The organism is Halomarina halobia (genome assembly GCF_029338575.1).
Lineage (GTDB): Archaea > Halobacteriota > Halobacteria > Halobacteriales > Haloarculaceae > Halomarina > Halomarina halobia.
Genome location: NZ_CP119993.1, coordinates 638,945 through 664,392, shown reverse-complemented (window position 1 = coordinate 664,392; position 25,448 = coordinate 638,945). Strand labels below are relative to the sequence as shown.

Annotated in this window: 28 protein-coding genes and 1 pseudogene; 16 read left to right on the top strand and 13 right to left on the bottom strand. The window is 70.0% G+C overall.

Going from position 1 to position 25,448, the window contains the following annotated elements:
- Nucleotides 1-129 precede the first annotated feature (129 nt).
- Entirely contained in the window at nt 130-888 is a 759-nt protein-coding gene (locus P1K31_RS18600) for an IclR family transcriptional regulator (RefSeq protein WP_276305861.1), read from the top strand.
- 690 nt (nt 889-1,578) lie between these two features.
- Here the strand turns inward: P1K31_RS18600 and nirK are convergent.
- On the bottom strand, nt 1,579-2,658 hold the full coding sequence (gene nirK, locus P1K31_RS18595; protein WP_276305860.1) for a copper-containing nitrite reductase: 1,080 nt from the start codon (nt 2,656-2,658) through the stop codon (nt 1,579-1,581).
- 130 nt (nt 2,659-2,788) lie between these two features.
- On the opposite strand from nirK, the gene P1K31_RS18590 reads away from it, so the two are divergent.
- Entirely contained in the window at nt 2,789-3,475 is a 687-nt protein-coding gene (locus P1K31_RS18590; RefSeq protein WP_276305859.1) for a halocyanin domain-containing protein, read from the top strand.
- A gap of 53 nt (nt 3,476-3,528) precedes the next feature.
- Here P1K31_RS18590 and P1K31_RS18585 read toward each other — a convergent pair whose 3' ends face one another.
- Nucleotides 3,529-5,289: a cbb3-type cytochrome c oxidase subunit I gene (locus P1K31_RS18585; protein ID WP_276305858.1), complete on the bottom strand. Its 1,761-nt coding sequence runs from the start codon at nt 5,287-5,289 to the stop codon at nt 3,529-3,531.
- Nucleotides 5,290-5,535: 246 nt separating this feature from the next.
- On the opposite strand from P1K31_RS18585, the gene P1K31_RS18580 reads away from it, so the two are divergent.
- From P1K31_RS18580 to P1K31_RS18570, 3 genes are all read left to right on the top strand, one after another.
- Nucleotides 5,536-6,507, top strand: a complete 972-nt coding sequence (locus P1K31_RS18580) for a transcription initiation factor IIB (RefSeq protein ID WP_276305857.1) — start codon at nt 5,536-5,538, stop codon at nt 6,505-6,507.
- 13 nt (nt 6,508-6,520) lie between these two features.
- Nucleotides 6,521-6,775 (top strand): helix-turn-helix domain-containing protein, encoded by a 255-nt coding sequence (locus P1K31_RS18575; protein ID WP_276305856.1) that lies wholly within the window; start codon nt 6,521-6,523, stop codon nt 6,773-6,775.
- Nucleotides 6,776-6,892: 117 nt separating this feature from the next.
- Nucleotides 6,893-8,251, top strand: a complete 1,359-nt coding sequence (locus P1K31_RS18570; protein WP_276305855.1) for a hypothetical protein — start codon at nt 6,893-6,895, stop codon at nt 8,249-8,251.
- A gap of 58 nt (nt 8,252-8,309) precedes the next feature.
- On the opposite strand, the gene P1K31_RS18565 is transcribed toward P1K31_RS18570, so the two are convergent.
- The 4 genes from P1K31_RS18565 to P1K31_RS18550 form a co-directional block, all read right to left on the bottom strand.
- Complete coding sequence (locus P1K31_RS18565; protein ID WP_276305854.1) at nt 8,310-9,488, bottom strand: hypothetical protein; 1,179 nt, start codon at nt 9,486-9,488, stop codon at nt 8,310-8,312.
- Between the two features lie 118 nt (nt 9,489-9,606).
- The gene (locus tag P1K31_RS18560; RefSeq protein WP_276305853.1) at nt 9,607-10,182 is read right to left on the bottom strand and encodes a DUF7998 family protein; all 576 of its coding nucleotides are present in this window, start codon (nt 10,180-10,182) and stop codon (nt 9,607-9,609) included.
- 47 nt (nt 10,183-10,229) lie between these two features.
- Nucleotides 10,230-10,457 carry a DUF2249 domain-containing protein gene (locus P1K31_RS18555; RefSeq protein ID WP_276305852.1) on the bottom strand — a complete coding sequence of 76 codons (228 nt, stop codon included), beginning with the start codon at nt 10,455-10,457 and terminating at the stop codon, nt 10,230-10,232.
- Nucleotides 10,458-10,551: 94 nt separating this feature from the next.
- Nucleotides 10,552-11,277: a halocyanin domain-containing protein gene (locus P1K31_RS18550; protein WP_276305851.1), complete on the bottom strand. Its 726-nt coding sequence runs from the start codon at nt 11,275-11,277 to the stop codon at nt 10,552-10,554.
- Nucleotides 11,278-11,392: 115 nt separating this feature from the next.
- Between P1K31_RS18550 and P1K31_RS18545 the strand changes: the two genes are divergently transcribed.
- Nucleotides 11,393-11,692, top strand: a complete 300-nt coding sequence (locus tag P1K31_RS18545) for an Htur_1727 family rSAM-partnered candidate RiPP (protein WP_276305850.1) — start codon at nt 11,393-11,395, stop codon at nt 11,690-11,692.
- Nucleotides 11,689-12,896, top strand: a pseudogene (locus P1K31_RS18540) (TIGR04347 family pseudo-SAM/SPASM protein). The gene P1K31_RS18545 and the pseudogene P1K31_RS18540 overlap by 4 nt, the downstream one beginning before the upstream one ends.
- Nucleotides 12,897-12,939: 43 nt before the next feature.
- Here P1K31_RS18540 and P1K31_RS18535 read toward each other — a convergent pair.
- Nucleotides 12,940-13,176, bottom strand: coding sequence for a DUF2249 domain-containing protein (locus P1K31_RS18535; RefSeq protein WP_276305849.1), 237 nt, complete (start codon nt 13,174-13,176; stop codon nt 12,940-12,942).
- A 168-nt stretch (nt 13,177-13,344) separates the two neighbouring features.
- Between P1K31_RS18535 and P1K31_RS18530 the strand changes: the two genes are divergently transcribed.
- Entirely contained in the window at nt 13,345-13,986 is a 642-nt protein-coding gene (locus P1K31_RS18530) for a helix-turn-helix domain-containing protein (protein ID WP_276305848.1), read from the top strand.
- A gap of 155 nt (nt 13,987-14,141) precedes the next feature.
- Nucleotides 14,142-15,443 (top strand): O-acetylhomoserine aminocarboxypropyltransferase/cysteine synthase family protein, encoded by a 1,302-nt coding sequence (locus P1K31_RS18525; RefSeq protein WP_276305847.1) that lies wholly within the window; start codon nt 14,142-14,144, stop codon nt 15,441-15,443.
- A gap of 15 nt (nt 15,444-15,458) precedes the next feature.
- Here the strand turns inward: P1K31_RS18525 and P1K31_RS18520 are convergent, their stop codons facing one another.
- From P1K31_RS18520 to P1K31_RS18510, 3 genes are read right to left on the bottom strand one after another with little or no spacing between them, the layout of a single operon-like run.
- Nucleotides 15,459-15,824, bottom strand: coding sequence for a glutamyl-tRNA reductase (locus P1K31_RS18520; protein ID WP_276305846.1), 366 nt, complete (start codon nt 15,822-15,824; stop codon nt 15,459-15,461).
- Nucleotides 15,825-15,831: 7 nt separating this feature from the next.
- A complete protein-coding gene (locus P1K31_RS18515) occupies nt 15,832-16,941 on the bottom strand; it encodes a radical SAM protein (RefSeq protein WP_276305845.1) in 1,110 nt (369 codons plus the stop codon).
- A 9-nt stretch (nt 16,942-16,950) separates the two neighbouring features.
- Nucleotides 16,951-17,274 carry a CGCGG family putative rSAM-modified RiPP protein gene (locus P1K31_RS18510; RefSeq protein WP_276305844.1) on the bottom strand — a complete coding sequence of 108 codons (324 nt, stop codon included), beginning with the start codon at nt 17,272-17,274 and terminating at the stop codon, nt 16,951-16,953.
- Between the two features lie 88 nt (nt 17,275-17,362).
- Here P1K31_RS18510 and P1K31_RS18505 point away from each other — a divergent pair, with 88 nt between their 5' ends.
- Entirely contained in the window at nt 17,363-17,641 is a 279-nt protein-coding gene (locus P1K31_RS18505; RefSeq protein WP_276305843.1) for a DUF2249 domain-containing protein, read from the top strand.
- 28 nt (nt 17,642-17,669) lie between these two features.
- Here the strand turns inward: P1K31_RS18505 and P1K31_RS18500 are convergent, their stop codons facing one another.
- On the bottom strand, nt 17,670-17,801 hold the full coding sequence (locus P1K31_RS18500) for a hypothetical protein (protein WP_276305842.1): 132 nt from the start codon (nt 17,799-17,801) through the stop codon (nt 17,670-17,672).
- An 83-nt stretch (nt 17,802-17,884) separates the two neighbouring features.
- On the opposite strand from P1K31_RS18500, the gene P1K31_RS18495 reads away from it, so the two are divergent.
- The 6 genes from P1K31_RS18495 to P1K31_RS18470 all read left to right on the top strand — a co-directional run bounded on the left by P1K31_RS18495 (nt 17,885) and on the right by P1K31_RS18470 (nt 22,846).
- Nucleotides 17,885-18,544 (top strand): helix-turn-helix domain-containing protein, encoded by a 660-nt coding sequence (locus tag P1K31_RS18495; RefSeq protein ID WP_276305841.1) that lies wholly within the window; start codon nt 17,885-17,887, stop codon nt 18,542-18,544.
- Between the two features lie 99 nt (nt 18,545-18,643).
- On the top strand, nt 18,644-19,018 hold the full coding sequence (locus P1K31_RS18490) for a winged helix-turn-helix domain-containing protein (protein ID WP_276306735.1): 375 nt from the start codon (nt 18,644-18,646) through the stop codon (nt 19,016-19,018).
- Complete coding sequence (locus tag P1K31_RS18485) at nt 19,015-19,293, top strand: DUF7521 family protein (protein ID WP_276305840.1); 279 nt, start codon at nt 19,015-19,017, stop codon at nt 19,291-19,293. Before P1K31_RS18490 ends, P1K31_RS18485 begins: the two co-directional genes overlap by 4 nt.
- Nucleotides 19,294-19,595: 302 nt before the next feature.
- The gene (locus tag P1K31_RS18480; protein ID WP_276306734.1) at nt 19,596-21,893 is read left to right on the top strand and encodes a nitric-oxide reductase large subunit; all 2,298 of its coding nucleotides are present in this window, start codon (nt 19,596-19,598) and stop codon (nt 21,891-21,893) included.
- 212 nt (nt 21,894-22,105) lie between these two features.
- A complete protein-coding gene (locus tag P1K31_RS18475; RefSeq protein WP_276305839.1) occupies nt 22,106-22,498 on the top strand; it encodes a hypothetical protein in 393 nt (130 codons plus the stop codon).
- Nucleotides 22,499-22,846, top strand: coding sequence for a winged helix-turn-helix domain-containing protein (locus P1K31_RS18470; protein WP_276305838.1), 348 nt, complete (start codon nt 22,499-22,501; stop codon nt 22,844-22,846). It abuts the gene before it with no gap.
- Between the two features lie 814 nt (nt 22,847-23,660).
- On the opposite strand, the gene P1K31_RS18465 is transcribed toward P1K31_RS18470, so the two are convergent.
- Together P1K31_RS18465 and P1K31_RS18460 are read right to left on the bottom strand one after the other, a co-directional pair.
- Entirely contained in the window at nt 23,661-24,446 is a 786-nt protein-coding gene (locus P1K31_RS18465) for an inositol monophosphatase family protein (protein WP_276305837.1), read from the bottom strand.
- Nucleotides 24,447-24,631: 185 nt separating this feature from the next.
- A complete protein-coding gene (locus tag P1K31_RS18460) occupies nt 24,632-25,405 on the bottom strand; it encodes an IclR family transcriptional regulator (protein ID WP_276305836.1) in 774 nt (257 codons plus the stop codon).
- Between the last annotated feature and the right edge of the window lie 43 nt (nt 25,406-25,448).

Genomic DNA, 25,448 nt, shown 5'->3' with positions numbered 1-25,448 from the left:
GATACTATCGAACCCCGTCGCGGGGGTGAATCGGTCGAGAACGCCGATGGGTCGGCCGTCGCCGTTCCCGCGTTCGACAGACCAGCGGGACGAAAACGCATATGTTACTGCGGGATGAGTACACGTACCATGAACGAGGTCAGAACGATAAAATCGGCGGAAACGGTGTTCGATATCCTCGAACATCTGCGTTCCGAGAACGGTGCCCGACTCACCGGGGTCGCGAACGAACTCGGGATGGCGAAGAGCACCGCACATCAGTACCTCGCGACGCTCGAACTGCGCGAGTTCGTGGTCCGGGAGGGCGACGAGTACCACATCGGCTTTCGGTTCCTCGACTACGGCGAGTTCGCCCGCAGCCGTAACCCCGTCTTCGAACTGGCAAAGGACGCCGTCGTGGAGCTCGCGGAGCTGACGGAGGAACGGGCCCAGTTCGTGATCGAGGAGCACGGGAGGGGCGTGTACGTCTACACGGCGACCGGCGAGCGCGCCGTCAAGACCGACTCGCGCATCGGGAAGCGCGTGTTCCTCCACGCGACCGCCGCCGGGAAGGCGATCCTCGCGCACCTTCCCGAGGAGCGGATCGACGAGATATTCGAGCGGCCAGGGCTCGAACCCGTAACCGACAACACGATCGTCGACCCGGCGGCGTTGCGCGAGGAGTTCGAGGAGATCCGCGACCGCGGCGTCGCCTACAACGACCAGGAGGACACCCTGCGACTGCGGGCCGTCGGCGTGCCGGTCAAGGACGCGGAGGGCGCCGTCCTCGGGGCGCTGAGCGTCTCCGGCCCGACCCACCGGTTCAAGGGCGAGGTGCTGGAGCGGGAGATCCCGGACCTCCTGCTCGGCACCGCCAACGAACTCGAACTCAACATCGAGTACATGTGAGCGACGTCGTCTCCTCCAAATACGTTACGATCGTACGTCTGTAATGGATTGTGTGGTCCCCTCCCTCTCTACGGTTTCCCTGACACTATCGCGCTCCTCCCGGTCTACGGTAACGATATTCGATAATATCGAACGCGTCGCGTCGCGGCTGTTCGCCGAACCGCGACCGGGGACGCGAAGTATAAAATCAAAATTTTTTGCTCATATAAGGTCGCGCTCGTGGCGGTCGCTGGCGTGCCGTCTCGAAGCGGGCGGGGTCGCGGGCTCGTGACGGAGCACTGCCGACCGGAACCGGGTATGGCGCGCCGAGCGGCCGACCGTGATCGTTCACACCCCGCGAGACGTTCGAGATCGCACGTTCGGCCGCGAGCCGCGGATCCGTCGGACGCGAACGCTCGGGGAGTGAGTCGAGTGCCGTCCGGTGGCGCGCGTCGAGCGCCGGCGTCGCGTCCCCGCACGCTCGACTGCGTCATCGGCTCCCGAGGGCGAGTGTGGGTATCCCCAGGTACAGATCTCGACCAAAACGAGTTACTACTTCTAATTAGATGCGCGCCGGTCGATCGCCGTAGCTCGGCCGGGGAGGCGAGCGCGGATCGCGGGGAGCTCCTCGACCGTCTCCCTCCTAACCGACACGGTTCGCGGGGCTGATCGCGCGGAATCGAAGGTCGAGGGTTCCGAGTCAGTCGCCCGTTACGCCCCGGCCTGCGGGGCGAACACCGCCGGGTTCTCGGGTCCCTCCGCCCGGATGATCGCGAGCGCGCCCTTGCGCACTACCCGGCTCAGCGCGTGGTCGACGAGCTTGTAGTCGCCGGGCACCGGGAACGTCGAGGTCACCACCGTCGCGCTCCCGGGGAGGACGGGCGTCGTCTGGACGTAGCGCTGGGGCTCGCTCGCCAGCGCCCCCTGCTGGTACACCTCGTCCCAGACGCTCCCGATCGGGTGGAAGTTACACCCGAGGTTCGGGCCGCCGACCGCGAAGAAGACGCGGACGGTCTCGCCCGTCTTCACGGTCATCTCGTCGTACCCGTCGGGGGTGATGGCGAACTTCTCGCCGTTCATCAGCACGTACGTCGGGTCCTCGGCGGCCATCCTTCCGAAGTCGAACTCGTGGTGACCCTCCTCGCCGGTCTCGCCCTCCGTGTACAGTTCGTGCTGGCCGAGGTAGAACTCGTGGTCGACCTCGGGGAGCCCCTCCTCGGGCTCGACGAGGATGAGGCCGAACATCCCGCTGGATATGTGGTAGTCGACGTCCGCGGGGGCGCAGTGGTAGACGAACGCGCCGGGGTAGGTCACCGTGAACCGGAGCCGCTTCTCCTCGCCCGGGGCGACGGTCGTCGCCTCCGCGCCGCCGCCGGGCCCGCGACAGGCGTGGAAGTCGACGTTGTGCACCATCCCGCTCTCCGCGAGGTTGCGGATCGTGAGGTTCACCGTGTCGCCGACGCGCGTCCGGACGAACGGCCCCGGAACCTGTCCGCTGAAGGTCATGTACGGGAACGTCACGCCGGGCTCGACCTCCGCGATCACCTCGCGCGTCTCGAGTTCGACGTCCACCTCCGCCGGCGTATCCCGCGCGATCGGCTCGGGGATGTCGCGGGGGTCCGCGGCGATCCGATCGACGTCGACCTCCTCCGCCGGGGCGAGCCCGTCCGCGCCCTGGGTCTCCGTTACCGACAGGTCGTTCGGTCGTTCGGTGGAACAGCCGGCCAGCGCCACGGCGCAACCGGCCCCCACCGCCTGTAGCATCCGTCGTCGGGTCGTCGTCTGTAGCATTTCGATCGTCCTCTCTACACGTACATATTGGGACAATCGGGCCATATAACGTGGATACGGTTCCCAAACTGTTGGAAATAGCCGTCGAGATATGTACCGCCCCCGCGTCGTATCGAACGAGGGATCACCCATGCGAACCACCACTTCGACGTCGGTCGGGCTCGACCGACGCGCATTCCTCGCGGGGGTCGCCGGGACGACCGTCGCCGGCGTCGCGGGGTCGACCGGGCTGGCCGAGGCGCAGTCCGGGGCGGACGACGAACTGGCGGCCTGGTTCGAGGGCGTCGAGAACTACGACGGCGTCGCGGATCGCCAGGGCGAGGACCGCGTCACCGTGACGGTCGGTGCTGAGGGCAACGGCGGGGCGTTCGCGTTCGAGCCGGCGGCGGTCCGGGTCGACCCGGGGACGACGGTCGTCTGGGAGTGGTCGGGAGAGGGGGGCGCGCACAACGTGGCCGCGGACGACGGGGCCTACGAGAGCGACCTGCTGAGCCGCGCGGGCGCGACGTACGCGCTCACGTTCGACGGTCGGGGCGTGAGTCGGTACGTCTGCGCGCCCCACGAGGCGGCAGGCATGAAGGGGGCGGTCGTGGTCGGCGGCGCGACCGGCGGTGGGCCCGCGGTGTCGCCTGAGGTCGCGATGTTCGGCGGGGGCCTCCTCGCGGCGGCGCTGTCGCCGCTCGCGTTCGGACTCTTCCTCCTGCTACGCGGCGGGGGCCGCGGCGGCCGGAGCGACGACGTGGCGGCCGTCGAGCCGACGTCGAGCGCATCCACCGCGTCCGGCGGCGGCGACCGTCGCCCTCGGCGCACGGATTGAACCGACCGCTCGATCGGGATCGGTCGCCGCCGACCCTCGCCGACCGCCGTCCGTCACGACCCGCCGTCGACGCGTTCGTCGCGTTCGTCGCCGCCGTCGGGAACCGTCGTCGTCAGGCGTCGATCGAACCACGCCCACTCGTGGGTCGACAGCCCGTGCTCGTCGAGCTTCCACGGGTCGCCGTCCTCGACGACCGGCCCTTCGAGCCACGACTGAACGACGTTCCAGACGAAGATCAGCTGGCCGAGCGCGAGGACGAACGCGCCCAGCGTCGCCAGCTGGTGGAGGGCGGCGAAGTACGCCTCCGGCCCGACCGACAGGACGTAGCCGGCGTACCGCCGGGGCATCCCCTCGTAGCCAAGCAGCAGCATCGGGAAGAACGTGAGGTTCGTCCCGACCATGCTGAGCCAGAAGTGCCACTTCGCGAGCATGCGCTGGTACATCCGGCCGGTGAACAGCGGGAACCAGTAGTAGATCGCGGCGAAGACGGCGAACGCGATGGCCCCCATGATGACGTAGTGGAAGTGGGCGACGACGTGGTACGTGTCGTGCAGGAGGAGGTCGACGGGGATGGCGGCCTCGAAGACGCCCGTCACCCCACCGATGATGAAGTTGAACACGAACCCGACGCAGAACAGCATCGGGGCGGTCAGCCGGAGCTGACCGTTCCACATCGTCGTGATCCAGTTGAACGTCTTCACCGCGCTCGGCAGCGCGATGGCGATGGAGACGGCCATGAACGAGGCCCGTATCCTGGGGTCCATCCCGGTCGCGAACATGTGGTGGGCCCAGACGCCGAAGGAGAGCACGCCGAGCGCGAGCGTCGAGTAGACGACGAACTTGTACCCGAAGAGCTTCCGCCCGGAGAACCGCGGCAGGATGTAGCTGACGAGGCCCATCGGCGGGAGCACGAGGATGTACACCTCGGGGTGGCCGAAGAACCAGAACAGGTGCTGCCAGAGCAGGGGGCCGCCGCCGTCGACCGCGAAGAACGCGGTCCCGAAGTTCCGATCGAACAGCAGCATCACGAGCGCCGCGCCCAGGAGCGGGAACGCGAACACGATCTGGGCGGACTGGACCAGTACGGTCCAGGAGAACAGATCCAGGTTCGCCCAGGTGACGTCCGCCGCGCGCTCGGTGACGATGGTCGCCGTGAAGTTGATCGCGCCCATGGTCGCCGAGACGCCCGTGAGGTGCAACCCGAGCAGCAGCAGGTCGACGCCGGGGTTCGGCTGCTCGATCGAGAGCGGTGGGTAGATCGTCCACGCCGTCTGCGCCCCCTCGATGCCGATTCCGAGCGGTTCGAGGAGGAGTCCGCCCCAGATGAGAAGCGCGCCGGGCGGGAGCAGCCAGAAGGCGATGGCGTTGATCCGGGGGAACGCCATGTCGTCCGCCCCGATCAACAGCGGGATCAGATAGTTCGAGATGGCCGCGAGGATCGGCGTCCCGAACAGGAACAGCATCGTGATCCCGTGGGTCGTCAGCAGCGCGTTGTAGAGCCCCTCGCCGAGGAGGTCAGCGGGCGGCGTCGCGAGTTCCGCCCGCATCAGCACGACCGCGATGCCGCCCCAGGCGAACGAGAGCAGCGCGAACGCGCCGTACATGAGGCCGACGTCCCGGTGGTCGACCGTGGTGAGCCACCGGGTGAGCCCGCCCGGCTTCTCCTCTGTCGCGTACCCCGACTCCCCCAGTCGCTCTCCGCCCCCCACGGGCGTGTACGATCGCCACCTCTCGACCGTCCTGATCCACCACAGGATACCCAGCAGGAGCGCCCCCATGAGTGCCGTCAGTACGAGTTGTGCCGTGATCGCCATCATGTGGCGGGGGTTCCCGACGGCGACGCAAGGTGATTGTCGCGCACATGTTCGGAACCGACCCCCGTCCTCGTCGCGCCCCCGTGAGGGGCGGACCGGGCTTGACGTGACCGGCCGATTCCCAGTTCGTGGGAATCGGTGCGTTCGTACTTTACGCGTGCGTCCGAACGCCGCGCTAGTGACACTCAATCAGGACCGTACCCCCGCGAGCACGCCGCGCCCGGCGAGTCATTCGCACGGAGTACCATGAGTGAGCGAGTGAATCGAACGCGGGGGGTTCGGCGACGCGACCGGACGGCAGAGACGGACGCCCCCGCCGAGCGCGCCGAGTCGGCCTGTCCGGAGTGCGGCGGCGATGTCGTGTCCGATGCCGAGCGGGCGGAACGCCTCTGTGCCGGGTGCGGACTGATCGTCGAGGGCGAACGGATCGATCGGGGTCCGGAGTGGCGTGCGTTCGACGCCGAGGAGCGGGAGGACCGGAGCCGCGTCGGCGCGCCGACGACGAACATGCTGCACGACAGGGGACTGAGTACGACGATCGACTGGCAGGACAGGGACGCCTACGGGAAGCTGATCGGACCGCGCCGGCGGGCGAGGATGCAGCGGCTTCGCGTCTGGGACGAACGGTTCAGGGCGAAGAACGGCCGGGAGCGCAACCTCAAGCAGGCGCTCGGCGAGATCGACCGCATGGCCAGCGCGCTCGGCCTCCCCGAGAACGTCCGGGAGACCGCCGGCGTCCTGTACCGACGGGCTCTGGAGGCGGGACTCCTGCCGGGCCGGTCGATCGAGGGGATGGCGACGGCCTGCCTGTACGGCGCCGCCCGGCAGGCGGGCGTCCCGCGCAGTCTCGGCGAGGTCAGCGACGTGAGCCGGGTCGCCGAACTCGACGTGCAGCGGACCTACCGGTACCTGAGCCGGGAGCTCGGACTCGGGATCGTGCCGACCGATCCCACGACGTACGTGCCGCGGTTCGTCTCGGCCCTCGAACTCGGTGAGGAGGTCGCCCGCGTCGCGCTCGATCTCCTCGAGACGGCGAAGTCGCGGCGCGTCCACAGCGGAAAGAGCCCGGTCGGACTCGCGGCCGCAGCGGTGTACGCCGCCGCCTACCTGGCGAACGAGTCCGTGACGCAGGCGGCGGTGAGCGACGTCGCGGGGGTGAGCGAGGTCACGATCCGGAACCGCTACCAGGAACTGCTCGACGCACAGGCCGACCGCTGACCGACGAGAGCGCATGTACCGCGAACGACGATCCCGCGCCGTCGACACCACCGAGACCGCGGTCCTCGAGACGCTCGGATCGAGCGGTCCGCTCCGCGCGATCGACGTCGCCGCCGAGATCGACGCCCACCCCGTCCGCGTCGATCGGATCTGCGCCCGCCTCCGGAGCGAGGGATACGTCAGTGCGATCGGCGGTGGCGTCTACGCGCTGACCGCCGCGGGGGAACGAGCCCTCGAGGCGGCGCGTACCGACGAGGAACCCGACTGAGAACTGTCCGGCTCGCCGGACCCCCGGCCGGCGCGGCCGCGGATCGCCGACCTGGATCGCCGACGGATCGAACGTGTTCGGCGGTAGGGCGAGGACCGCGGCGGCCGTAGCCGCACCATGTCCGTTGTCCCAGGCGGGCTGGAGACCGAGCGCCAGCCGCCGATGACGGTTCCGCTCCGGCACTTCGTCGTCGGGTTCGGTTTCCTACTCCTCGGCGGGATCGCCGGCCTGCTCGACGCGCTCGGCGCGCTCCCCGGTCGAGGAACGCTCGCTCACGTCCACCTCCTGCTCGCGGGATGGGTCTGTCTCACGATCATGGGTGCCATGACGCAGTTCGTCCCCGTCTGGTCGGGCGTCCCGTTGCACTCGCGGCGACTCGCGGCCGGTCAGCTCCCGCCCGTGGCCGTCGGGCTGCTCGGCTTCGCCGCGACGCTCCTCTCGGGCGACCTCCGGTGGCTCGCGGTCTTCGGCGGGCTGCTGCTCCTCGGCTTCCTGACGTTCGTCTACAATGTCGGCCGGACGCTCGCGGCGGCGCGCCCCCTCGACGTGACCGAGCGCCACTTCGCGCTCGCGCTCGCGTACTTCGTCGCGCTCGTGGCGCTCGGCTACCTGCTCGCGCTCGACCTCGCCCTCCCGGTGTTCGATCGGTGGGGCGTGGACCGGACGAGCGTCGTCGCGGCCCACGCGACGCTCGCCGTCTTCGGCGCGGTGCTGACCACGGTGCTCGGCGCGCTGTACCAGCTCGCCACGATGTTCACGCAGACGAAGCTTCGCGGCGTCGACGAGTCGCTCCGGCGGGTCGAGGAGGTCGGGTACCCCGTCGGCGTCGTCGCCCTCGCCGCCGGGCGGCTCTTCGAGGTCGCCCCGCTCGCCCGCGTCGGCGGGCTACTCGCGACCGTCTCGGTGCTCGCGTTCGGCGCGATCCTCGCCCGGCGGCTGTACGAGACCCGCGTCGACCGGACCCCGATGCTCTCCCGGTACGCGGTGGCGGCGGCGGCGATGGCGCTCTGGGCCGCGCTGACCGCGCCGGCGTGGGCGACCGACCCGCTCGGGTTCGACGCGCTGTTCGGCGCGCCCGGAACGGTCCACCTGCTCGTCCTCGGCGTGATCGGCTTCGTCGTCCTCGGCACCCTCTATCACGTCGTCCCGTTCATCGTCTGGGTTCACCGGTACAGCGATCGGCTCGGCTACGAGCGGGTGCCGATGATCGACGACCTGTACGACGACCGGATCGCCGCCGTCGACTTCGCCGCGGTGCTGGGCGGTGGTGCTTCCGTCGCGCTCGCCGAGTTCGCGCCGCCGCTCGCGGGGCTGTTCGCCGTCGGGGGGCTGCTCGCGGCGCTCGGGTTCGCCCTGTTCGTCGCGAACATGGCGCTGGTGATCCGGCGGCACTCGCCGTACACGATCGTCGGGCTGTTCGTGCCGCGGCGCGCCGATGGGGAACGCGTCGCCGCCGATACCCCGTCGGAGCGATGACGGCGCGGCGATACGACGGCGCGATCGAACGGCCGTGCTGCCGCGCGACGAGCGTCGACTACCGCTCGTGGAACACGCCGGCGACGAGATACGCGTACAGCCCCGCCCCGACGAGCGCGACCGACTCGCCGACCGTCGTCGCGAGCGCCGTACCGCTCGCCAGACCGAGGACCTCGACGAGGAGCCCCCCGCCGAGACAGAGGATCGACGCGAGGGCGGTTCGATCGTTCGCGCCGGGGAACGAACCGATGGCGGGCGGGTAGAACTGGTACGCGACGCCGACGATCGTCAGGCCGAGAAAGCCCAGGAGGTTGAGCCGGAGGTGGGCGACGGTCAGCGGCGCGGAGATCGACCCGAACGCGAACGAGAGTCCGAGCAGCGCGGCGAGCACGCCGCTCAGCGCGCCCAAGAGCACGCCGTATAGTCCGACCCGCCGCCGATCGGAGCGGTACCACGTGGTCGCGTAGGCCGCCCCGAACCCGATCACTGCGACGGCTTCGAGGAGCGCCGCGACGCGGAACGACGGGCCGCCGCCGAGGGTGGCGGCGAGGAGGACCGGCCCGATCGCCCCCGCCGGGAGGACGACCGCGACGAGCGGCCGCGGCGGCGAGGCGACCAGGAAGCGCGGGAGGAGCCGGAAGCCGATCGCGAAGACGAGCATCGCGCCCGTCCCGGCGGCGAGCAGGTGCGACCCCCGGGGGAGGACGCCGTGGAACGGCGAGGGGAGGCCGATGTGGGCGGCGAGCGTCTCGTAGGAGCCCAGGGCGAGGTACGCCAGCGCGACCGGCACGAACGCGTTCGCCGCTCGATCGACCGGCCGCCGAGCGGCGTTCGCGTCCCCCGTTCCCGTCTCCCGTCCGGAGAGGTTGTCGCGCACGCTCCGGAGGAGCGCCGCGAGGAAGACGCCGACGCCGATCGCCCACGCCGCGGCCCCGAGCGTTCCCAGGATCGGCGGGATCGCGTCGACGGTGGCGAGCGCGAGTCCGACCGTACCGCCGGCGGTGAACGGGAGGTGCAGGGTCGGCGCGCGCGGAACGGCGAGCCGACGGGCGAAGTAGGAGGGAACGAGCGAGTACGCCTTTCCGGATATCGTGTGCAGGACGAACCCGTAGAGTCCGAGGACGACCTCGGTCCGCCGGGGGATCCCGACGAGCGCGCCGACCTGCCAGGCGAGCAGGAACCCCGCGCCGACGAGCACGAACCGACGGGCCCGGCGCGAGGCGGTCGCGGCGCTCATCGGCGGCGCGGGTGGCGGCAGCCCGCTCGCCGTCCGCTCGCCCGGAGCCGCGTCGGGGGGCCGTAACGGTCACGCGAGCCGTTCGGCCCGACCCCCCGGCTACGGGGGCGCGTCGCCGTCAGAACGGGGCGTCCCATCCCCGATCGGCCCCCGGTCGTCGTTCCCCGGGAGGGGACCGACCGGCGTCGACGGTCGCCCGATCCACGGACCCGGTCTCCGAGTACGCCGCTTCGAGCGCCGCGAGTTCGTCGTTGATCCCGGCGGCCCGGTGGTGCATCTCGTGGACGCGCACCCGGACGAGGTCGTACTCGTGTCGGTCGGACTGGCCGTTCCACGCGCGAAACGAGCCGAACGCGAGGGTGTGACTCTGCGGACAGAACGGCGTCGTCGGCGTGAACTCCGCCCGGAGGACGGTCGGGTCGTCGACGTCCGCGGCGTACCGGTAGCCCGCGTTCGGGTGGCGGCGGTCTAAGTTGAGCCGGGCGAGATTGTAACCGAACGTCACGTCGTAGACGCCGCGCTCCTCGAAGAGGTCGCGGGTGAGCCGGTGGAACGCGACGTGCGCGTCGTCCCGCAGCACTTCGTGTCCCTCGAGGAACGCCCCGGCGGACGGGACGTGCTCGGGGACGAACTCGTCGTAGGCGTCGAACGGCCCGTCGTCGCGCCTCGAAAACGGAGCGGAGAATCCTGCCATGACCGGGGCTACGGGGTCCGCCCCGCTATATCTCGTCCCGAACGTGTTCACCGCTTGGGGAATCGGGCGACGAACTCGGTCGGCCCGTTCCGCTCGACCCGGTAGTTCTCGGCGTCGAACGCGTCGACCTCGGCCTTCATCTGGTAGAACAGCGGCTTCGGCTCGTGGTCGTTCACGATCTCGAGCGTCTCGCCGGCGCTCATCTCGTCGAACAGCTCGAAGATCCTGGAGTGGCGCTCAGGCGGCGGGATCTCGCGAACGTCTAGTCGTGGCATGCGGTCGTGAGTATCCGGCGGATCGACCTCTCACTTCTCCCGAACACGTTCGAACGGCGGTCGCCCCGGTCGCCGCGGAGCGCGAGGCGGGGGGTTACCGGTTCGACCGCCCGGTCGACCGTCGGACGCCGCAGTGCGCCCCGAGCGCGAACATCGCGAGCAGCGCGCCCACGAGTCCGAGGCCGCCGCCCACGGCGAGCGCGTCCTCGAGATCGAGCGTCGCCGGCCCGCCGGCCTGCGCCTCACCGACGACGAGCGCCCCCTTCATCCCCATCGCCTCGTGGGGCACGCAGGCGTACTTGACGACGCCCTCCTCGTCGAGGGTCCGCTCGAACGTGAACCCGGCCTCGTCGGTCGTCTCGCTCTCGAAGCTCCCGTCGTCCGCGGCCACGTTGTGCGCGCCCCCCTCTCCCGACCACTCCCAGACGACCGTCGTCCCCGGGTCGACCCGGACCGCCGCCGGCTCGAACGCGAACGCCCCCTCGTTACCCTCCGCACCGACGGCGATCGTCACCCGCTCCCGACCGGTCTCGTCGACCGTTCCGTCGTAGTTGCTCACGTCCTCGAACCAGTCGCCGTAGTCGGGTTCGGCGGCTCCCTGGGCCGCCGCCGGGGTGGGGACGGCGGCAACCGTCGCCGCGGCTACCGCCCCGCGCAGCAGCGCCCGCCGGGAGACGGGCCGGTTCGCCGGGGCGGTCGATCGGTCCGCGAGCGCCTCGTGGACCGATCCCCCGCGCTCCGCGCGCTGTCCCTCGCGGCGGGGGGACCGTGCCTCGGTCCCCTCCGCTTCCGACACTTCGGGTCGCGCTCTCTTCGGCATGCGCGCCGCTACGGGATGCCCCGGTATAGTGGACGACGTCGGTTCTCACGAACGGGGAACGGAGCCGAACATCATCGGGGGAAGGGTGTTCGGGTCGCCGTCCGAACCGTCCGCCATGGTGGAACGACCGGAACGGTACCGGATCGGCGAGTACCCCCGCGACGCGATCGACGCGGAGTGGGAGGTGTTGGTCCGGGGACGCGAGGGGAATCCCCTTCGACACGTCGGGAGCGTGAGCGCGCCGACGGCGCAGGCCGCCTACGAACGGGCGACGAAGCTGTTCGCGTGGTACGCGACCGACGTCTGGCTCTGCCCCGCGCGCGAGGTGCGTCGGTACTCGACGCACGCGCTCGACGAGCGGGCCGAGCCGGCGGGGCCGAACGCCGGCGACGAGGCGCGGACCCACGAGCTATGATCTCGATCAGCAAGCTCCTGTGCGGCCTCGACGCGGAGGGCGACGGCCTCCGGTACGACGCGGCGGCCGAGTCCTCGAAGCCGCAGATCGCGGACCGCAAGCAGCGCCGGCCGGTCGTCGTGTGGAACCTGACCAGGCGGTGTAACCTCTACTGCGCGCACTGCTACGCGTCCGCCGACGCCGAGACCGCGCCCGGCGAGCTCGGGACGGAGGAGGGGCGGCGACTGCTCGACGACCTCGCCGACTACGGCGTCCCGGTCGTGCTCTTCTCCGGCGGCGAGCCGATGGTACGTGACGACCTCGCCGAACTGGTCCGCTACGCCGACGAGCGGGGCATCCGCCCGGTACTCTCGACGAACGGGACGCTCGCCACGCCCGAGCGAACGCGACAGTTGCGCGACGCCGGACTCGCGTACGCGGGCGTCTCGGTCGACGGCCTCCCCGAACGGAACGACGCGTTTCGGGGCCGGGAGGGGGCGTTCGACGCCGCCGTCCGCGGCATCAGGGCGTTCCTCGACGCCGGGCTGAAGACGGGTCTCCGCTACACGATCACGGGACGGAACGCGGCGGACCTCGAGGGCGTCGTGGACCTCCTTCGCGAGGAGGGCGTCGACCGGTTCTGCTTCTATCACCTCGACTACGGGGGGCGCGGGGCGGACGTCGCGTCCATCGACCTCCCGCCCGCGGAGAAGCGCGCCGCCGTGAAGCGGCTCTGCGACCTGACCCGCGAGTACCACGACCGGGGGAGGAGATCGAGACGCTGCTGGTCGGGAACTACGCCGACGCGGCGTACCTCGTCGAGTACGCTCGTCGGTACCTGGACGAGGCCGCGGCCGAACGCGCGTACGACTACCTCGAACGCAACGGCGGCGATCCGACCGGAACGCGCGTTGCGGGCGTCGACTACCAGGGAAACGTCCACCTGACGCAGTTCTGGCAGGGGTACAGCCTCGGCAACGTGCGCGATCGCCCCTTCGGCGCGATGTGGGAGGACGAGACGAACCCGCTGCTCCGTCGCCTGCGCGACCGCGACCGCCACCTGTCCGGACGCTGCGCCCGGTGTCGGTACCGGGGGATCTGCCGGGGCGCGTCGCGGCTTCGCGCGCTCGCCGCGCACGGCGACCTCTTCGCGCCGGATCCGCAGTGTTACCTCTCGGAGGCGGAGATCGCGCCGTCCGCGGCGTCGACCGGGAGCGCCGACTGACCGCGCCGACGTCGCGTCGACGTCGTTCCCGGGTCGAATCGGCCTACGCGTGCGTGATCGATACGCGCCACTCCCCCTCCGCGCCCCGCGTCGTCTCGTACGCGAACCCCCGCTGCTTCAGCACGGCGTACAGCGGTTCCGGTTCGAAGCTGTTGACGAGGACGAGCGCGTCGCCCTCTGCGAGCGCGTCGAGCGCCGTCACGATCGCGCCGAAGGGCTCGCCGTCGATCTCGCGGACGTCGAGTTCGCGAACCCCGCCGTCGACTGGTTCCGTGCTCATCGACGCCACGTTCGCGGCGGTTCCGGATGGTCGTTCCGCCGATGATGTTCGAAGCGCGACCGAACGGCCGTCGGGCGCGTTCGACGGCGCGACGGCCGCGACCCCGGCGACGCCGGAAAGATATTCGGGGAAGCGTATATCCCGACCGCTCGCGCAGTTCGTACCGAGATGACTGCCGGTCTTCGGGTCGAAATCGCGGTCGGAGCGCCGGGGGACTGCACGGTCGCGGACGCCTCCGCCCGGGCGAGCGCGCCGGTCTCCTCGGTCTCGCGGGCGTCGATACCGGACGCGACCGGGCGGATCGCGGAGGAGTTCGCGATCGAGGAGGACGGGGGGCTCGAACGGCCGGGGGTCGCGGCGGTCGCCGCGTACGGCGACCGGACGATCTACCGCTTTCGGCGGTCGCGGGACGAGGGGTGCGTCTGCGAACGGATCGAGGCGGTCGGGTACCCCGTCTCGGCCGTCCACGCGCGGGACGGAACGCTGTACGTCTCCTTCCACGCTCCGGACGTCGACGCGGTCCGGACCATCGTGGGCACGTTACGGGAGGGTTTCTCCGGCGTCCGCATCCGGAAGCTCACTCAGTTCGACGGCGGATCCGACCGCGACCTCGTCTTCGTGGACCGCGGTCGGTTGACCGATCGACAGCGCGAGGTCCTGCGGACCGCCTACGACATGGGGTACTTCGAGCACCCGAAGGGGGCGAACGCCGGCGAGGTCGCGGCCGCGATCGGGATCTCGCCGTCGACGTTCGCGGAGCACCTCGCCACCGCACAGCGCAAGGTCATGGACGCGGTCTTGACGCCCTGACCGCCCGCTCGGGGCCGGTTTTTCGACGATCGTGCGAGGTGCTCGGAACCCGCAAGCGCACGGAGGAGCGCCGACGTTCCCGAGCGTCGCACGTAATGACCCCCTATACGGTGCCCTCGGCTACATTACCCCACGGTATACTAACCAGTAGATATATGCCTAAAAAGCATGAATCCGGGTTCGCCACTCGGAGTATCCACGCCGGACAGGAGCCAGACTCGACGAACGCGCGCGCACCGCCCATCCACCAGACGACCTCGTACGTGTTCGACGACGCGGAGCACGCCGCCTCGCTGTTCGCGCTCGAGGAGGCCGGCAACATCTACAGCCGACTCACGAACCCGACGAACGCGGTGCTCGAAGCGCGGCTGGCGTCACTCGAAGGCGGCGTGGGTGCGGTCGCGACAGCGAGCGGCATGGCCGCCCTGGATCTGGCGACGCTGGTCCTCGCCGAGAGCGGCGACAACGTCGTGACCGCTTCCTCCATATACGGCGGCACGTACACCTACCTGACCCACACCGCGTCGCGGTGGGGGATCGAGGCGCGGTTCGTGGACACGCTCTCGGTGGACGCCTACGCGGAGGCGATCGACGAGGACACCGCCTACGTCCACCTCGAGACCATCGGCAACCCGGCGCTCGATACCCCCGACGTCGAGGCGGTCGCGGCGGTGGCCCACGCGGCGGGCGTTCCAGTACTGGTGGACAACACGTTCGCGACGCCGTACCTGTGTAATCCGATCGAGCACGGGGCGGACCTGGTCTGGGAGTCGACGACGAAGTGGATCCACGGCTCGGGCACCACCGTCGGCGGCGTCCTCGTCGACGGCGGCACCTTCCCGTGGGAGGACGGCGACTACGCCGAACTCGCCGCGGACAACCCGGCGTACCACGGGGTGAACTTCCGCGAGCGCTTCGGTGACGCCGCGTTCGCGTACGCGGCGCGCGCCCGCGGGCTCCGCGACCTTGGCAACCAGCAGTCGCCCTTCGACGCCTGGGTGACCCTCCAGGGGCTGGAGTCCCTCCCGCTGCGGATGGACCGTCACTCGGAGAACGCGCTGGCCGTCGCCGCGTTTCTCGTCGACCGCGACGAGGTCGCGTGGGTGAACTACCCCGGACTCGAGACTCACCCGACCCACGACAACGCCCGACGGTACCTCGACGGCGGCTACGGCGGGATGGTCACGTTCGGCCTAGAGGGCGGCTTCGACGCGGGGCGACGCCTCACCCAGGAGACGGAGCTCGCGAGCCTGCTCGCGAACGTCGGCGACGCGAAGACGCTCGTCATCCACCCGGCGAGCACGACCCACCAGCAGCTCACGGAGCGCGAGCGACGGGCGAGCGGCGTGACGCCCGACCTCGTGCGGCTCTCGGTCGGTCTGGAGGACGTGGAGGACATCGTCGCGGATCTCGACCGCGCGATCGACGCCGCGGTCGCGGCGGGGCGGGCCGACTAGGCTCCCCCGCGACGGTCACCCCTCGCCGCTCGTGTGATCGCGACGGACGAACAGGGAAACGGCGCGCCGGAGGGCCGGATCGTGCGGCTCCCCCTCGCACGACGCTTCCACCGTCACCGCCCGCTCGAGCGGCGTCGCCACGAGTTCCGTCACGAGTGCGTCCGCGAGGTCGGCGAGGACGGCCCGTCGCTCGTCCGTGAGTTCGCCGCGGTCATCCAGCCGCGCCAGCGCCCGGTCCAGTTCGCGGCGCTCGATCGACGCCGCCTGGGAGAGGACGCGGGCGACAGGCGCGCCGGAGGCGTCCGGTTGCTCCGTCGGCTCCACCCGACTCCGGGGGGCGTCGCCGCGTCGCCCCTCCGTCGGTTTCGCGTTCGCGGTCACGCCGTCGTCACCCCTGCTGGGTCGCCGGGAGCGGTCCGTCGTACCCGTCGGGGACGTACGGGCACAGCGGGTCGCTCTCGAACGGGTCGCCGGTGTACGCGTACGCGCGCGATCGGCTCCCACCGCAGACGTGGCGGTAGGGACACGCTCCGCACTTCCCGCGGAGGGCGTCCCGATCCCGGAGCGACCGGAACAGATCCGAGCGGCGGTACGGCTCGACGATCCCCCCCTCGCGGACGTTCCCCGCGGACTTCGGGAGGAACCCGGACGGGTAGATCTCCCCCGTGTGACTCACGAAGGCGAATCCGTCGCCCGCGACGATGCCCGTCCGGCGACCGATCCCGTCGGGTGCTCGCTCGGCTCCCCCCGCGCGGCGCTCGATCGCCACCCGCCGGTAGTGCGGTGCCTCCGTCGTCTTCACGCCGAAGGGCGCGGTCTCGCTCACCTCGCGGAGCCACTCCATGACCCGCTCGGCCGCCCCGGGCGGGATCGGATCGAGGATCCGCCCCCGGCCGACGGGGACGAGGAAGAACACCGACCACAGGACGGCGTCGAGCCCGGTCACGAGTTCGCGGATCGCGGGGAGCTCCTCGACCGTCTCGGCGCAGACCGTCGTGTTGATCTGGAGGGGGAGTCCCGCCTCTCGCGCGTCGCGGGCCGCCCGGAGCGTCCGCTCGAAACTCCCGGGCTCCCCCCGGAACTCGTCGTGGGGTTCCCCGCTCCCGCCGTCGAGGCTGAGCGCCATCCGCCGCAGTCCCGCGTCGCGCAACTCGTCGATGCGCGCCCGCGTGAGCGAGCCGGTCCCGCTCGGCGTCACGGTCATCCGGAGGCCGCGGTCGCTCCCGTAGCGTACGAGCTCGACCGCGTCGGGTCGCGCGAGCGGGTCGCCGCCCGAGAGGACGACGAGCTGTCCCTCCCCGAAGCGGCGGGCGTCGTCGAGGAGGGCCGTCGCCTCGGCCGTCGTGAGTTCGTCGGGGTGGCGGCGGGGCTGTGCCTCCGCCCGGCAGTGCTTGCAGGCGAGGTCGCACGCCTGCGTCATCTCCCAGACGAGGACGAACGGCCGCCGAGCGGTGTCGAGAGACGGCACCGCCGACTGGCTGTCGGGGCTCGCGGTCATGCTCGGTGGTTACCGTTCCGCCGTCGGCGATTCGACGTGCACCCGCGTCACGTGACCGCCGCAGCCGCACTGCTCGACGTACTCCCACGCGACGCGGTCGCCGAACGCCGCCTCGAGCGCCTCGAACAGGTAGTCGGACGGGTGGCCGTGGTTCCCGTGGGTGACGAGGTTCACGTGGTGGCCGTGGGCGGTGTGCTCGACCGCGTCGAGCGCCTCCTCGACGACCAGCCCGCGGTCGTCCGCGTGCCGCGGCTTCTCCAGGTTCGCGGACCAGGAGTTCTCGTGGACCCGATCGGTGACCGGATCGACGTCGTCGTGTGACACCGAAGTCATGCGCGAACGTTCGCCCCGGCCGGGGGAAAGCGAACCGCCGAACACGTTCGGCGAAGCGTCCGTGTCCCCGCGGCGCGACGGAACCGACATGACCGACGTCGACCGTTGCGTCCGCGCGACGGACGCGCCCGGGGACCGGCCGCGCCACCTCCTCGACGCGCGCGACCTGCCGCCGCCACAGCCGCTGCAGAACACGCTCGAACGCCTCGTCGAACTCGACGACGGGACGGTGCTGGTGCAACTCAACGACAGAGCGCCCCGGCACCTCTATCCGAAGCTGGCGGATCGGGGGTACCGGTACGAGACCGTCGAGGAGGGGGACGACGTCGTCACCGTCGTCTGGCGACCGACGGTCGACGGCGAGTGACGGGCCGTCGGAGAACCTCCCGGTATCGCTATCGCTCCGGAGGCGTCGCGCCGAACTCGTCCGGGGCGCGTCGTTCGACCGCGTGGCCGCCCGCCTCGAACGACTCGACCTCGGCGCGGAGCTGGCAGAACAGCGGTTTCGGGTCGCGGCCGGGACGCACGAGGGAACCGACACCCCGGTTACGCGAACATGTTCGGAGATACGGACTGGGGGCCGTGCCGGCAACTACTAACCGAACACGAAATGCCACGAGCGAACCTCACGCTGTCCATCCCGGAGGGGGTCTGGGTCGGGGACGTGTCGCGGGCCCACCCCGACGCCCGATTCCGCATCCTGGCGGCGCTCACGGGCGACGACTCCGGCGTCGCCCTCGCGGAGATCACCGCCGCCGACCTCGGGGCGGTCCTCCGCGACGTCGACGCCGACGCCGCCGTCACCGAACTCGACGTGCTCCGACGGCAGGGGACGACGGTCCTGATCCAGTTCGAGACGACGACCCCGCTGTTACTTCTCCCGGTGCAGGACTCCGGCGTCCCGCTCGAGATGCCGTTCACTATCGAGAACGGCGAGGCGGAGTGGGAGGTAGTGGCTCCCCAGCGCCGCCTGTCCGAACTCGGCACCCAGCTCGAGCGGTTCGGCATCCCCTTCACTGTCGACCGGATCCGTCACCGGACCGAACCGAAGCAGCTGCTCACGTACAGCCAGCTCCGACTCGTCCGCGCGGCCGTCGAGCACGGCTACTACGACACGCCGCGGCGGTGCTCGCTGACCGAACTCGCGGGGCGGGTCGAGCTCGCGAAGTCGACGTGCAGCGAGACGCTCCACCGCGCGGAGGAGAAGATCGTGAAGGAGTTCGTCGAGGACCTCGACGAACTCGCCCGGCCGCCCGCCGAGCATGACTGATCTCCCACCCCCCGCGCCGACGGACGACCGCCGGAGCCCCCGCGGAGTACCATGACCCCCGGACTGATCGCCGACTCGGAACCGACCCGATCGCTACCGATGAAACAGGACCCCTTCGCCGTCGACGGCCCCCGGCTGACGGCCGTACTCGACGCGCTCGACGACCCGGACTGCCGGGCCATCCTCGAACAGTTGGACGAACCGATGACGGCGAGCGACCTCTGTGACGCCTGCGACATCCCCCGCTCGACGATGTACCGGAAGCTCGACCTCTTGAGCGAGGCCTCGCTGCTCGAGGAGCGCATCGAGATCAACCCCAACGGTCGCCACCCCACCTGCTACGCCGTCGGGTTCGACGAGGTTCGCGTCGCCCTCGACGACGACCGCTCGCTCACGGTCGAGGTCGATCACCGGCGGATGACCCCCGAGGAGCGGCTGTCGGAGCTCTGGTCCGAGGTGCGCCGGGAGCTATGACACCGCACGTCACCGCGGCCGTCACGGTGCTCAAGACGCTCACGCTCCTGCTCGGCGGGAGCATCACCTACTACTCCTACGGGGCCTACCGGCGCACCGACGCCCCGGCGCTCCGCGCGCTCGCCGTCGGCTTCGGCGTCGTCACGCTCGGCGCGCTGCTCGCCGGGATCGTGGACCAGTTGCTCCCCCTCGATCCGAACCTCGCGCTGGCGGTCGAGAGCACGTTCACGACCATCGGCTTCGGGGCGATCCTCTACTCGCTGTACGTCGACTGAGCGCGTCGGTCGCACTCCAGTCGCGCCCGTCCCCGGACGTGACACCCCGAACGCGACGACGACCTTCCGGCTCCCCTTCGGTCCGTCCCGACGGTCGCCGAACGGGTTCGGGGATACGCTCTCGGTCCTGGCGGTAGATCGGGGGCGAGGTACCCCGGCGGGGTGCCTCGGGATGCAGGAGGCAGGACGCGGTGGGCGGTGGGCCGGGGGGTCCTCCGTCGGCCGAACGTATTCGGCCGCGTTCCCGGTCGCCGGGAATCAGGGCGACACGGAGGTCGGTGGCGTTCGAAGCGCCCCACGAGATGGAAGTGAAACGACGAACGCTCGCGAAGATCCTCGCCCTGGTCTTCGTGTTCAACCTCGTGATCATGGGCGTCGGGGCGCTGTACTCCTACCAGCAGGCCCCGCCGATCCCGCAGGAAGTCGTCGGACCGGACGGCGAGACGGTCGTCACCGGAGAGCAGGTCCGGGCGGGAAAGGTGACGTTCCAGAAGAACGGACTGATGAACCACGGCTCGATCCTGGGTAACGGCGCGTACTACGGCGTCGACTACACCGCGGACGCGCTCGAGCTGAAGACGGCGTTCATGCGCCAGTACTACGCGCAGGAGCGACACGGCGCGGAGTACGACGCGCTCCCCGCCGCCGATCAGGCGGCGGTCGACAGCGTCGTGAAGGCCGACCTGGAGGGCGCGGAGACCGGCGAGCGGATCGAGTACTCGGCGGCCGAGGTCTACGCGCACCAGCAGGTCAGGGAGGTGTACGTCGAGCGGTACCACGAGGGGAGCGCGGAGCGCGGGATCCCCGCGGGGATGATCGAGACCGAGGAGGAGGCCCGGCAGTTCGCGGACTTCGCGCTCTGGACGGCGTGGATGGCTCACACCGAGCGCCCGGGGACCGACCACAGCTACACGAACGACTGGCCGTACGCTCCCCTCGCCGGCAACGAGCCGACCGGCGCGACGATGACCTGGAGCGTGATCGCGATGGTGCTGCTGGTCGCGGGCGCGGGGATCGGCGTCTGGCTGTACAAGTCCGTCGAACTCCCGGAGCCGAGGACCGCAGGGATCCGCGTCCCCGAACCGGACGAGATCAGCCTGACGCCCGGCCAGCGCGCCGCGACGCGGTTCATCCCGCTGGCCGCGCTCCTGTTTCTCGCGCAGGTGCTCCTCGGGGGGCTCCTGGCGCACTACTACATCGAGCGTGACGGGTTCTTCGGCCTCGGCGAGCTGTTCGGGGTGGACTTCCTCGAACTGTTCCCGTTCGCGCTGGCGAAGACGTTCCACCTCGACCTCGGCATCCTCTGGATCGCCGCGCTCTGGCTCGGCGCCGGGCTCTTCCTCGCGCCGCTGCTGACGGGCTACGAACCGTCGAACCAGAGGCGGTACGTCCACGTCCTGCTCGGCGTCGTCGTCGTCGCCGCCGTCGGCGGCCTCGCCGGCGTCTGGCTCGGCGCACAGGGGTACGTCGACGGGCCGCTGTGGTGGCTGCTGGGCAACGAGGGCCTCGAGTACCTCGAGGTCGGTCGCGTCTGGCAGTTCGGGCTCCTCGCGGGCTTCGGGCTGTGGGCGGTGCTCGTCGCGCGCGGCTTCAAGCCGCTGCTCGACCGCGAGCCGCGCTACGGGCTCGCGCACATGATCCTGTACGCGGGTGGCTCGATCGGCCTGCTGTTCGCCGCCGGGATGCTCTACACGCCGCGGACGAACATGGTGACGACCGAGTTCTGGCGGTGGTGGGTCGTGCACATGTGGGTCGAGGGGGCCTTCGAGTTCTTCATCGTCGCCATCGTCGGCCTGACGCTGGTCTCGATGGGGCTGCTGCGTAAGCGCTCGGCCGAGAAGGCGGTGCTGTTCGAGGCGCTGTTCGTGATGGGATCGGGCGTCATCGGCGTCTCCCACCACTACTGGTGGATCGGCCAGCCCGACGTCTGGCTCCCGCTCGGGAGCGTCTTCTCGACGCTCGAACTCATCCCGCTGGTGCTCATCCTCTTCGAGGCGATCAACGAGTACCGCGCGCTCGCCGCCGCGGACGAGACGTTCCCATACACGCTCCCGTTCATGTTCATCATCGTGTCAGGGATCTGGAATTTCGTCGGCGCGGGCGTGCTCGGCTTCTTCATCAACCTCCCGCTCGTCAACTACTACGAGCACGGAACGTACCTGACCGTCGGGCACGCCCACGCCGCGATGTTCGGAGCCTTCGGCTTCCTCGCGCTCGGGATGGCGACGTACATGCTCCGCATCTCGACGAAACCCGCGGAGTGGACCGAACGTCGCCTCAGATGGGCCTTCTGGCTCTGGAACGGCGGGCTCGCCCTCATGGTGTTCGTCTCCGTGCTGCCGGTGGGGTTCCTCCAGCTGGAGGCGGCCTTTACTCAGAGCTACGCGGCGGCCCGGAGCCTCGCGTTCTACGATTCGGCGATCGTCCAGACGCTGTTCTGGGCGCGGCTCCCCGGCGACGCGATGATCATCCTCGGGACGCTCGTCTTCGCGTACGACATGGTCCGCAAGCGATTCACGCTGCGCGACGTGTCGCTACCGGGTGAGACGCCCACCGCCGACTCCGTTCCGGGTCGACTCCTCTCGGAAGGCGACGACTGAGAGCCCTCGGAGCGGCGTCTCCCCCGCACCCTCGCTCCCCGCAGAACCGTTTTCCCGAGGACGCCGGTCCCCCCGGGACGTCGTACGCTGCGACCTCCCGCGCTACCGACACCTCGTCCGCCTCACGGAGCTCTCGATAGCGGACCCGATCGAAAATGGCAAGTGTTATCTGCTCCCAGCAAATTCATCATCTAGAAAATATCATGGATAGAATGGTGTTGAACGGTGGAAAAAACCGCCAAACGGCGACGGAGTGCGTCGCGTGCGGGCTCGGGGCGGGCTTCAACCGCGCCGTCCTCGACGTCGTGACGGGCGACCTCCTCGGCGGGCTCTGCGTCGGGTGCGAGGAGCGGAACTTCGGGAAGAGCCTCGTCCGGGGCGACTGGTCGCTGGTCGAGGGGTGCGCGTTCTGCGCGCGGGACGGGTTCTACGCCCTGCCGCTGTGGAGGCCGTACACCGAGAACCGGGGTGGCGATACCGTCTGTCGGGTCGCGCTCAGCGTCGACGGGGCGACGCTGCGCCTCTGCGACGAACACCTGACGGCGATAGCGGGGGAGTCGGCGCGGACGGACGACGGGGACCGGAGACCGAACAGGGTGGAGTGAATGGCGGGACGCGACTCGACCGGTCCGCGCGGGGGAGCGATGCGGCGGCACGCCGAGTGGATGGGGAAGGCCGACGATCGCATCCTCGAACTGCTCCAGACGGACGGGCCGAAGACGCCCCACGAACTCCGCGACGAGATGGCAGCCCGCGGGACCGGGACCGTCTACCAGCGGACGGACATCGAGCGGCGGTGCGAACGCCTCGCCGCGTACGGGCTGATCGCGTACGACGGGTACGGCAAGTGCGAACGCACGGCGCTCGGGGAGCGGTACCTCCTCGGCGAACTCGACGCGAACGAACTCGACCGATCCGACGGGTCCCCCGGGCGGGGACGGGCCCGCGACTGATTCCGGCGGCGGGCACCGTCGTCCGGTCCAGAAAACATATACCGAACAGCACTGCATCCCGAGGTGGGCGCGGGATCGTTTCGACGACCCTGGCCCGCAGGCGTGGCCACGAACGCAACTGGCACGACGGACATCCGCGGCACGGGTGTCCCCGGCAACGGCGCTCGATCGCCGTTTTTTCGCCGTCGCTCGCGCTCTCACCGCGAAGGCTACCCGCTATCGAGGTCCGAGCGGTCCGCCCGCCGACGTGGCGGTGGTCGAGACGGGCCGCCGAACGGATCCTCCGACCGTTCCCGTCACACGGACCACTCCGACGACGGCTGGTTCCGCGAGCGATGCCGCCACACCGGTAAAGCGGACACGATCAGCGCAACGGGAACCGTTCGCCACACCCGAGACGATCACGAGGCTTTAAACAGCGACCCCTTTCGAACGGATCGGGGGAAGACGGGGAAATAAGTGAACTATCACGAATTCAATACATGTAGATGAATTTGTACCATACATCGTATAACACGTAAGATCAGCAGCCTTTCCGGGAACTATTTGATATATAGTGGCTAATAAGAGGAAATATTGATGTTTATGGTGTGAGGATCGGGGTATTAATTTTGAAAAATACGGTCAAAGAGTGGCTTTACGTAACAACTCTGTCAAAGGCGCCCGGGCGATTCGACGCGATTGCGCGCCTCCGGGGGTGTCCCCGCCCGCGGCCGAGTGCTCCGAGCCAGGCGACGGTTCGAGCGTCGACCTCTACCGGGGGCGCGGGGGTCCCCGAGTGTCTCGCCCGGCCGGCCGGCCGCCCCCTCCGCGCTCACTCGACGACCGATCTGACGGCCGAGACGACGGTCTCGTGTGCCTCGCCGTTCGAGGCGACGATCCCGCGGCCGTCGGGCGTCCAGCGGTTCCCCTCCAGATCGGTCACCGTGCCCCCCGCCCGTTCGACGAGGTACGCGCCGGCGACGGTGTCCCAGGCGTTCGGCCGCGGATCGAACGACACGGCCGCGTCGAGCGCCCCGCTCGCCACCAGCGAGAACGTCAACTGGGCGGAGCCGAGCCGTCTGAGTTCGCCGAACCGCTCGACGATCGTCCGCGCGAGCGTTCCGATCGCGGCGCCGTCCGCCGCGTGCCACCTGAGCGTGGGCGCGACGAGGAACGTCTCGGGGTCGGTCCGATCGCTCACCGAGATCGGCGCGCCGTTTCGCGTCGCGCCCGTCGGCGTCGCCCGGTAGGTGTCGCCGAGCGCGGGAGCGACGTTGACCGCGCCCTCCGGCTCCCCCTCGCGGACGACGGCGACGCTCGTCACCCACTCCGGCATTCCGCGGACGAAGTTCCCCGTCCCGTCTATCGGATCGACGATCCACGCCCACCCGTCCGGAACCGTCTTGCGCTCGTCGCCCTCCTCGGCGACGATCTCGTCGTCGGGGAAGCGCTCCTCCACCGTCGACACGATCCGTCGTTGGGTCGTCCAGTCGACGTCGGTGACGAGGTCCGTCTTGCTCGACTTCCGCTCGACGGCGAGCGACGTCCGGAAGTGCCGGCGCGCGTAGTCGGCACCGGCGCGGGCGGCGTCCATCGCGATCGTCTCTCTCGACGGCATACGCCAAGTGCGGCCCGCTCGCATAAATAAGGGCCTGGCTCTCCGTCTGTCGATGTCCTGTGACGGGGTTTCGGTACGTCGCTCGGAACCTGTTACGTACGTACCGTCGTAACGTGTCTGCGCCGATCGCAGTGCCCGACCTCTAGCCGAACACGCGTTCGTAAGCGGCGAACGCACCCGTGCGATCAGGAGTAGGTCGCCTTGATGCCGATGATGCGCGCCGCCTGCGTCACCTTGTCGGGAACCTCCTCGCGGAACCACTCGCCGTTCATCCGGGTCGTCGGCCCCGAAACGCTGAGCGCCGCGAGCACGCGACCGTCGTCGGAGAGGATCGGCGCGCCGACGGCGCGCATCCCGGCGATGCGCTCCTCGTCGTTGAGCGCGAACCCGCGTTCACGGACGAGCGTCAGTTCCTCGCGGAGGGACTCGCGGTCGGTCAGCGTCCGGTCCGTCCGCGCCGCCAGTTCGAGCGTGTCGAGCAACGCTTCGAGGTCGTCGTCGGGCAGGAACGCCAGGTAGGACTTCCCGACGGCGGTCGCGTGGAGGTCGACCACCGTTCCGATGTGCGAGTCGGTCTGGATGGCGCGCTCGGTCTTCGCCTGGTAGATATACACCCCCCGACCGTTCTCCTCGACCATCACCTGCCCGCGCTCGCCGACGGCGCTGATCAGCTCGTCGACCTCCTGCTTGGCGATGTGATAGAGGTTCTGGCGCGTCCGGGCGTGGTCGCCGAGGTCGAGGAACTTCAACCCGAGGTGATACGTGGGCCCCTCCTTCACGACGTAGCCGAGGTCGACGAGCGTCCAGAGGTGGGCGTGGGCCGTGCTCTTCGAGATACCGACCCGGTCCGCCACCTCCGTCACGCCGAGTCCCCCCTCCTCCCGCAACTGTTCGACGACGGCGAACGACGTTTCGGTCGCGCCGACCCGCTTCCCCCCTGACGTGTCGCTTTCGGCCATGAACGTCTCCAATGGGACACGTTGACAAAAGTCTATCCCAATC

Excerpts from the sequence above, each read along its gene's own strand:
- P1K31_RS18600 (WP_276305861.1), top strand. The coding sequence starts at position 130 with ATGAACGAGGTCAGAACGATAAAATCGGCGGAAACGGTGTTCGATATC.
- nirK (WP_276305860.1), bottom strand. The coding sequence starts at position 2,658 with ATGCTACAGACGACGACCCGACGACGGATGCTACAGGCGGTGGGGGCC.
- P1K31_RS18590 (WP_276305859.1), top strand. The coding sequence starts at position 2,789 with ATGCGAACCACCACTTCGACGTCGGTCGGGCTCGACCGACGCGCATTC.
- P1K31_RS18585 (WP_276305858.1), bottom strand. The coding sequence starts at position 5,289 with ATGGCGATCACGGCACAACTCGTACTGACGGCACTCATGGGGGCGCTC.
- P1K31_RS18580 (WP_276305857.1), top strand. The coding sequence starts at position 5,536 with ATGAGTGAGCGAGTGAATCGAACGCGGGGGGTTCGGCGACGCGACCGG.
- P1K31_RS18575 (WP_276305856.1), top strand. The coding sequence starts at position 6,521 with ATGTACCGCGAACGACGATCCCGCGCCGTCGACACCACCGAGACCGCG.
- P1K31_RS18570 (WP_276305855.1), top strand. The coding sequence starts at position 6,893 with ATGTCCGTTGTCCCAGGCGGGCTGGAGACCGAGCGCCAGCCGCCGATG.
- P1K31_RS18565 (WP_276305854.1), bottom strand. The coding sequence starts at position 9,488 with ATGAGCGCCGCGACCGCCTCGCGCCGGGCCCGTCGGTTCGTGCTCGTC.
- P1K31_RS18560 (WP_276305853.1), bottom strand. The coding sequence starts at position 10,182 with ATGGCAGGATTCTCCGCTCCGTTTTCGAGGCGCGACGACGGGCCGTTC.
- P1K31_RS18555 (WP_276305852.1), bottom strand. The coding sequence starts at position 10,457 with ATGCCACGACTAGACGTTCGCGAGATCCCGCCGCCTGAGCGCCACTCC.
- P1K31_RS18550 (WP_276305851.1), bottom strand. The coding sequence starts at position 11,277 with ATGCCGAAGAGAGCGCGACCCGAAGTGTCGGAAGCGGAGGGGACCGAG.
- P1K31_RS18545 (WP_276305850.1), top strand. The coding sequence starts at position 11,393 with ATGGTGGAACGACCGGAACGGTACCGGATCGGCGAGTACCCCCGCGAC.
- P1K31_RS18535 (WP_276305849.1), bottom strand. The coding sequence starts at position 13,176 with ATGAGCACGGAACCAGTCGACGGCGGGGTTCGCGAACTCGACGTCCGC.
- P1K31_RS18530 (WP_276305848.1), top strand. The coding sequence starts at position 13,345 with ATGACTGCCGGTCTTCGGGTCGAAATCGCGGTCGGAGCGCCGGGGGAC.
- P1K31_RS18525 (WP_276305847.1), top strand. The coding sequence starts at position 14,142 with ATGCCTAAAAAGCATGAATCCGGGTTCGCCACTCGGAGTATCCACGCC.
- P1K31_RS18515 (WP_276305845.1), bottom strand. The coding sequence starts at position 16,941 with ATGACCGCGAGCCCCGACAGCCAGTCGGCGGTGCCGTCTCTCGACACC.
- P1K31_RS18510 (WP_276305844.1), bottom strand. The coding sequence starts at position 17,274 with ATGACTTCGGTGTCACACGACGACGTCGATCCGGTCACCGATCGGGTC.
- P1K31_RS18505 (WP_276305843.1), top strand. The coding sequence starts at position 17,363 with ATGACCGACGTCGACCGTTGCGTCCGCGCGACGGACGCGCCCGGGGAC.
- P1K31_RS18495 (WP_276305841.1), top strand. The coding sequence starts at position 17,885 with ATGCCACGAGCGAACCTCACGCTGTCCATCCCGGAGGGGGTCTGGGTC.
- P1K31_RS18490 (WP_276306735.1), top strand. The coding sequence starts at position 18,644 with ATGAAACAGGACCCCTTCGCCGTCGACGGCCCCCGGCTGACGGCCGTA.
- P1K31_RS18485 (WP_276305840.1), top strand. The coding sequence starts at position 19,015 with ATGACACCGCACGTCACCGCGGCCGTCACGGTGCTCAAGACGCTCACG.
- P1K31_RS18480 (WP_276306734.1), top strand. The coding sequence starts at position 19,596 with ATGGAAGTGAAACGACGAACGCTCGCGAAGATCCTCGCCCTGGTCTTC.
- P1K31_RS18475 (WP_276305839.1), top strand. The coding sequence starts at position 22,106 with ATGGTGTTGAACGGTGGAAAAAACCGCCAAACGGCGACGGAGTGCGTC.
- P1K31_RS18470 (WP_276305838.1), top strand. The coding sequence starts at position 22,499 with ATGGCGGGACGCGACTCGACCGGTCCGCGCGGGGGAGCGATGCGGCGG.
- P1K31_RS18465 (WP_276305837.1), bottom strand. The coding sequence starts at position 24,446 with ATGCCGTCGAGAGAGACGATCGCGATGGACGCCGCCCGCGCCGGTGCC.
- P1K31_RS18460 (WP_276305836.1), bottom strand. The coding sequence starts at position 25,405 with ATGGCCGAAAGCGACACGTCAGGGGGGAAGCGGGTCGGCGCGACCGAA.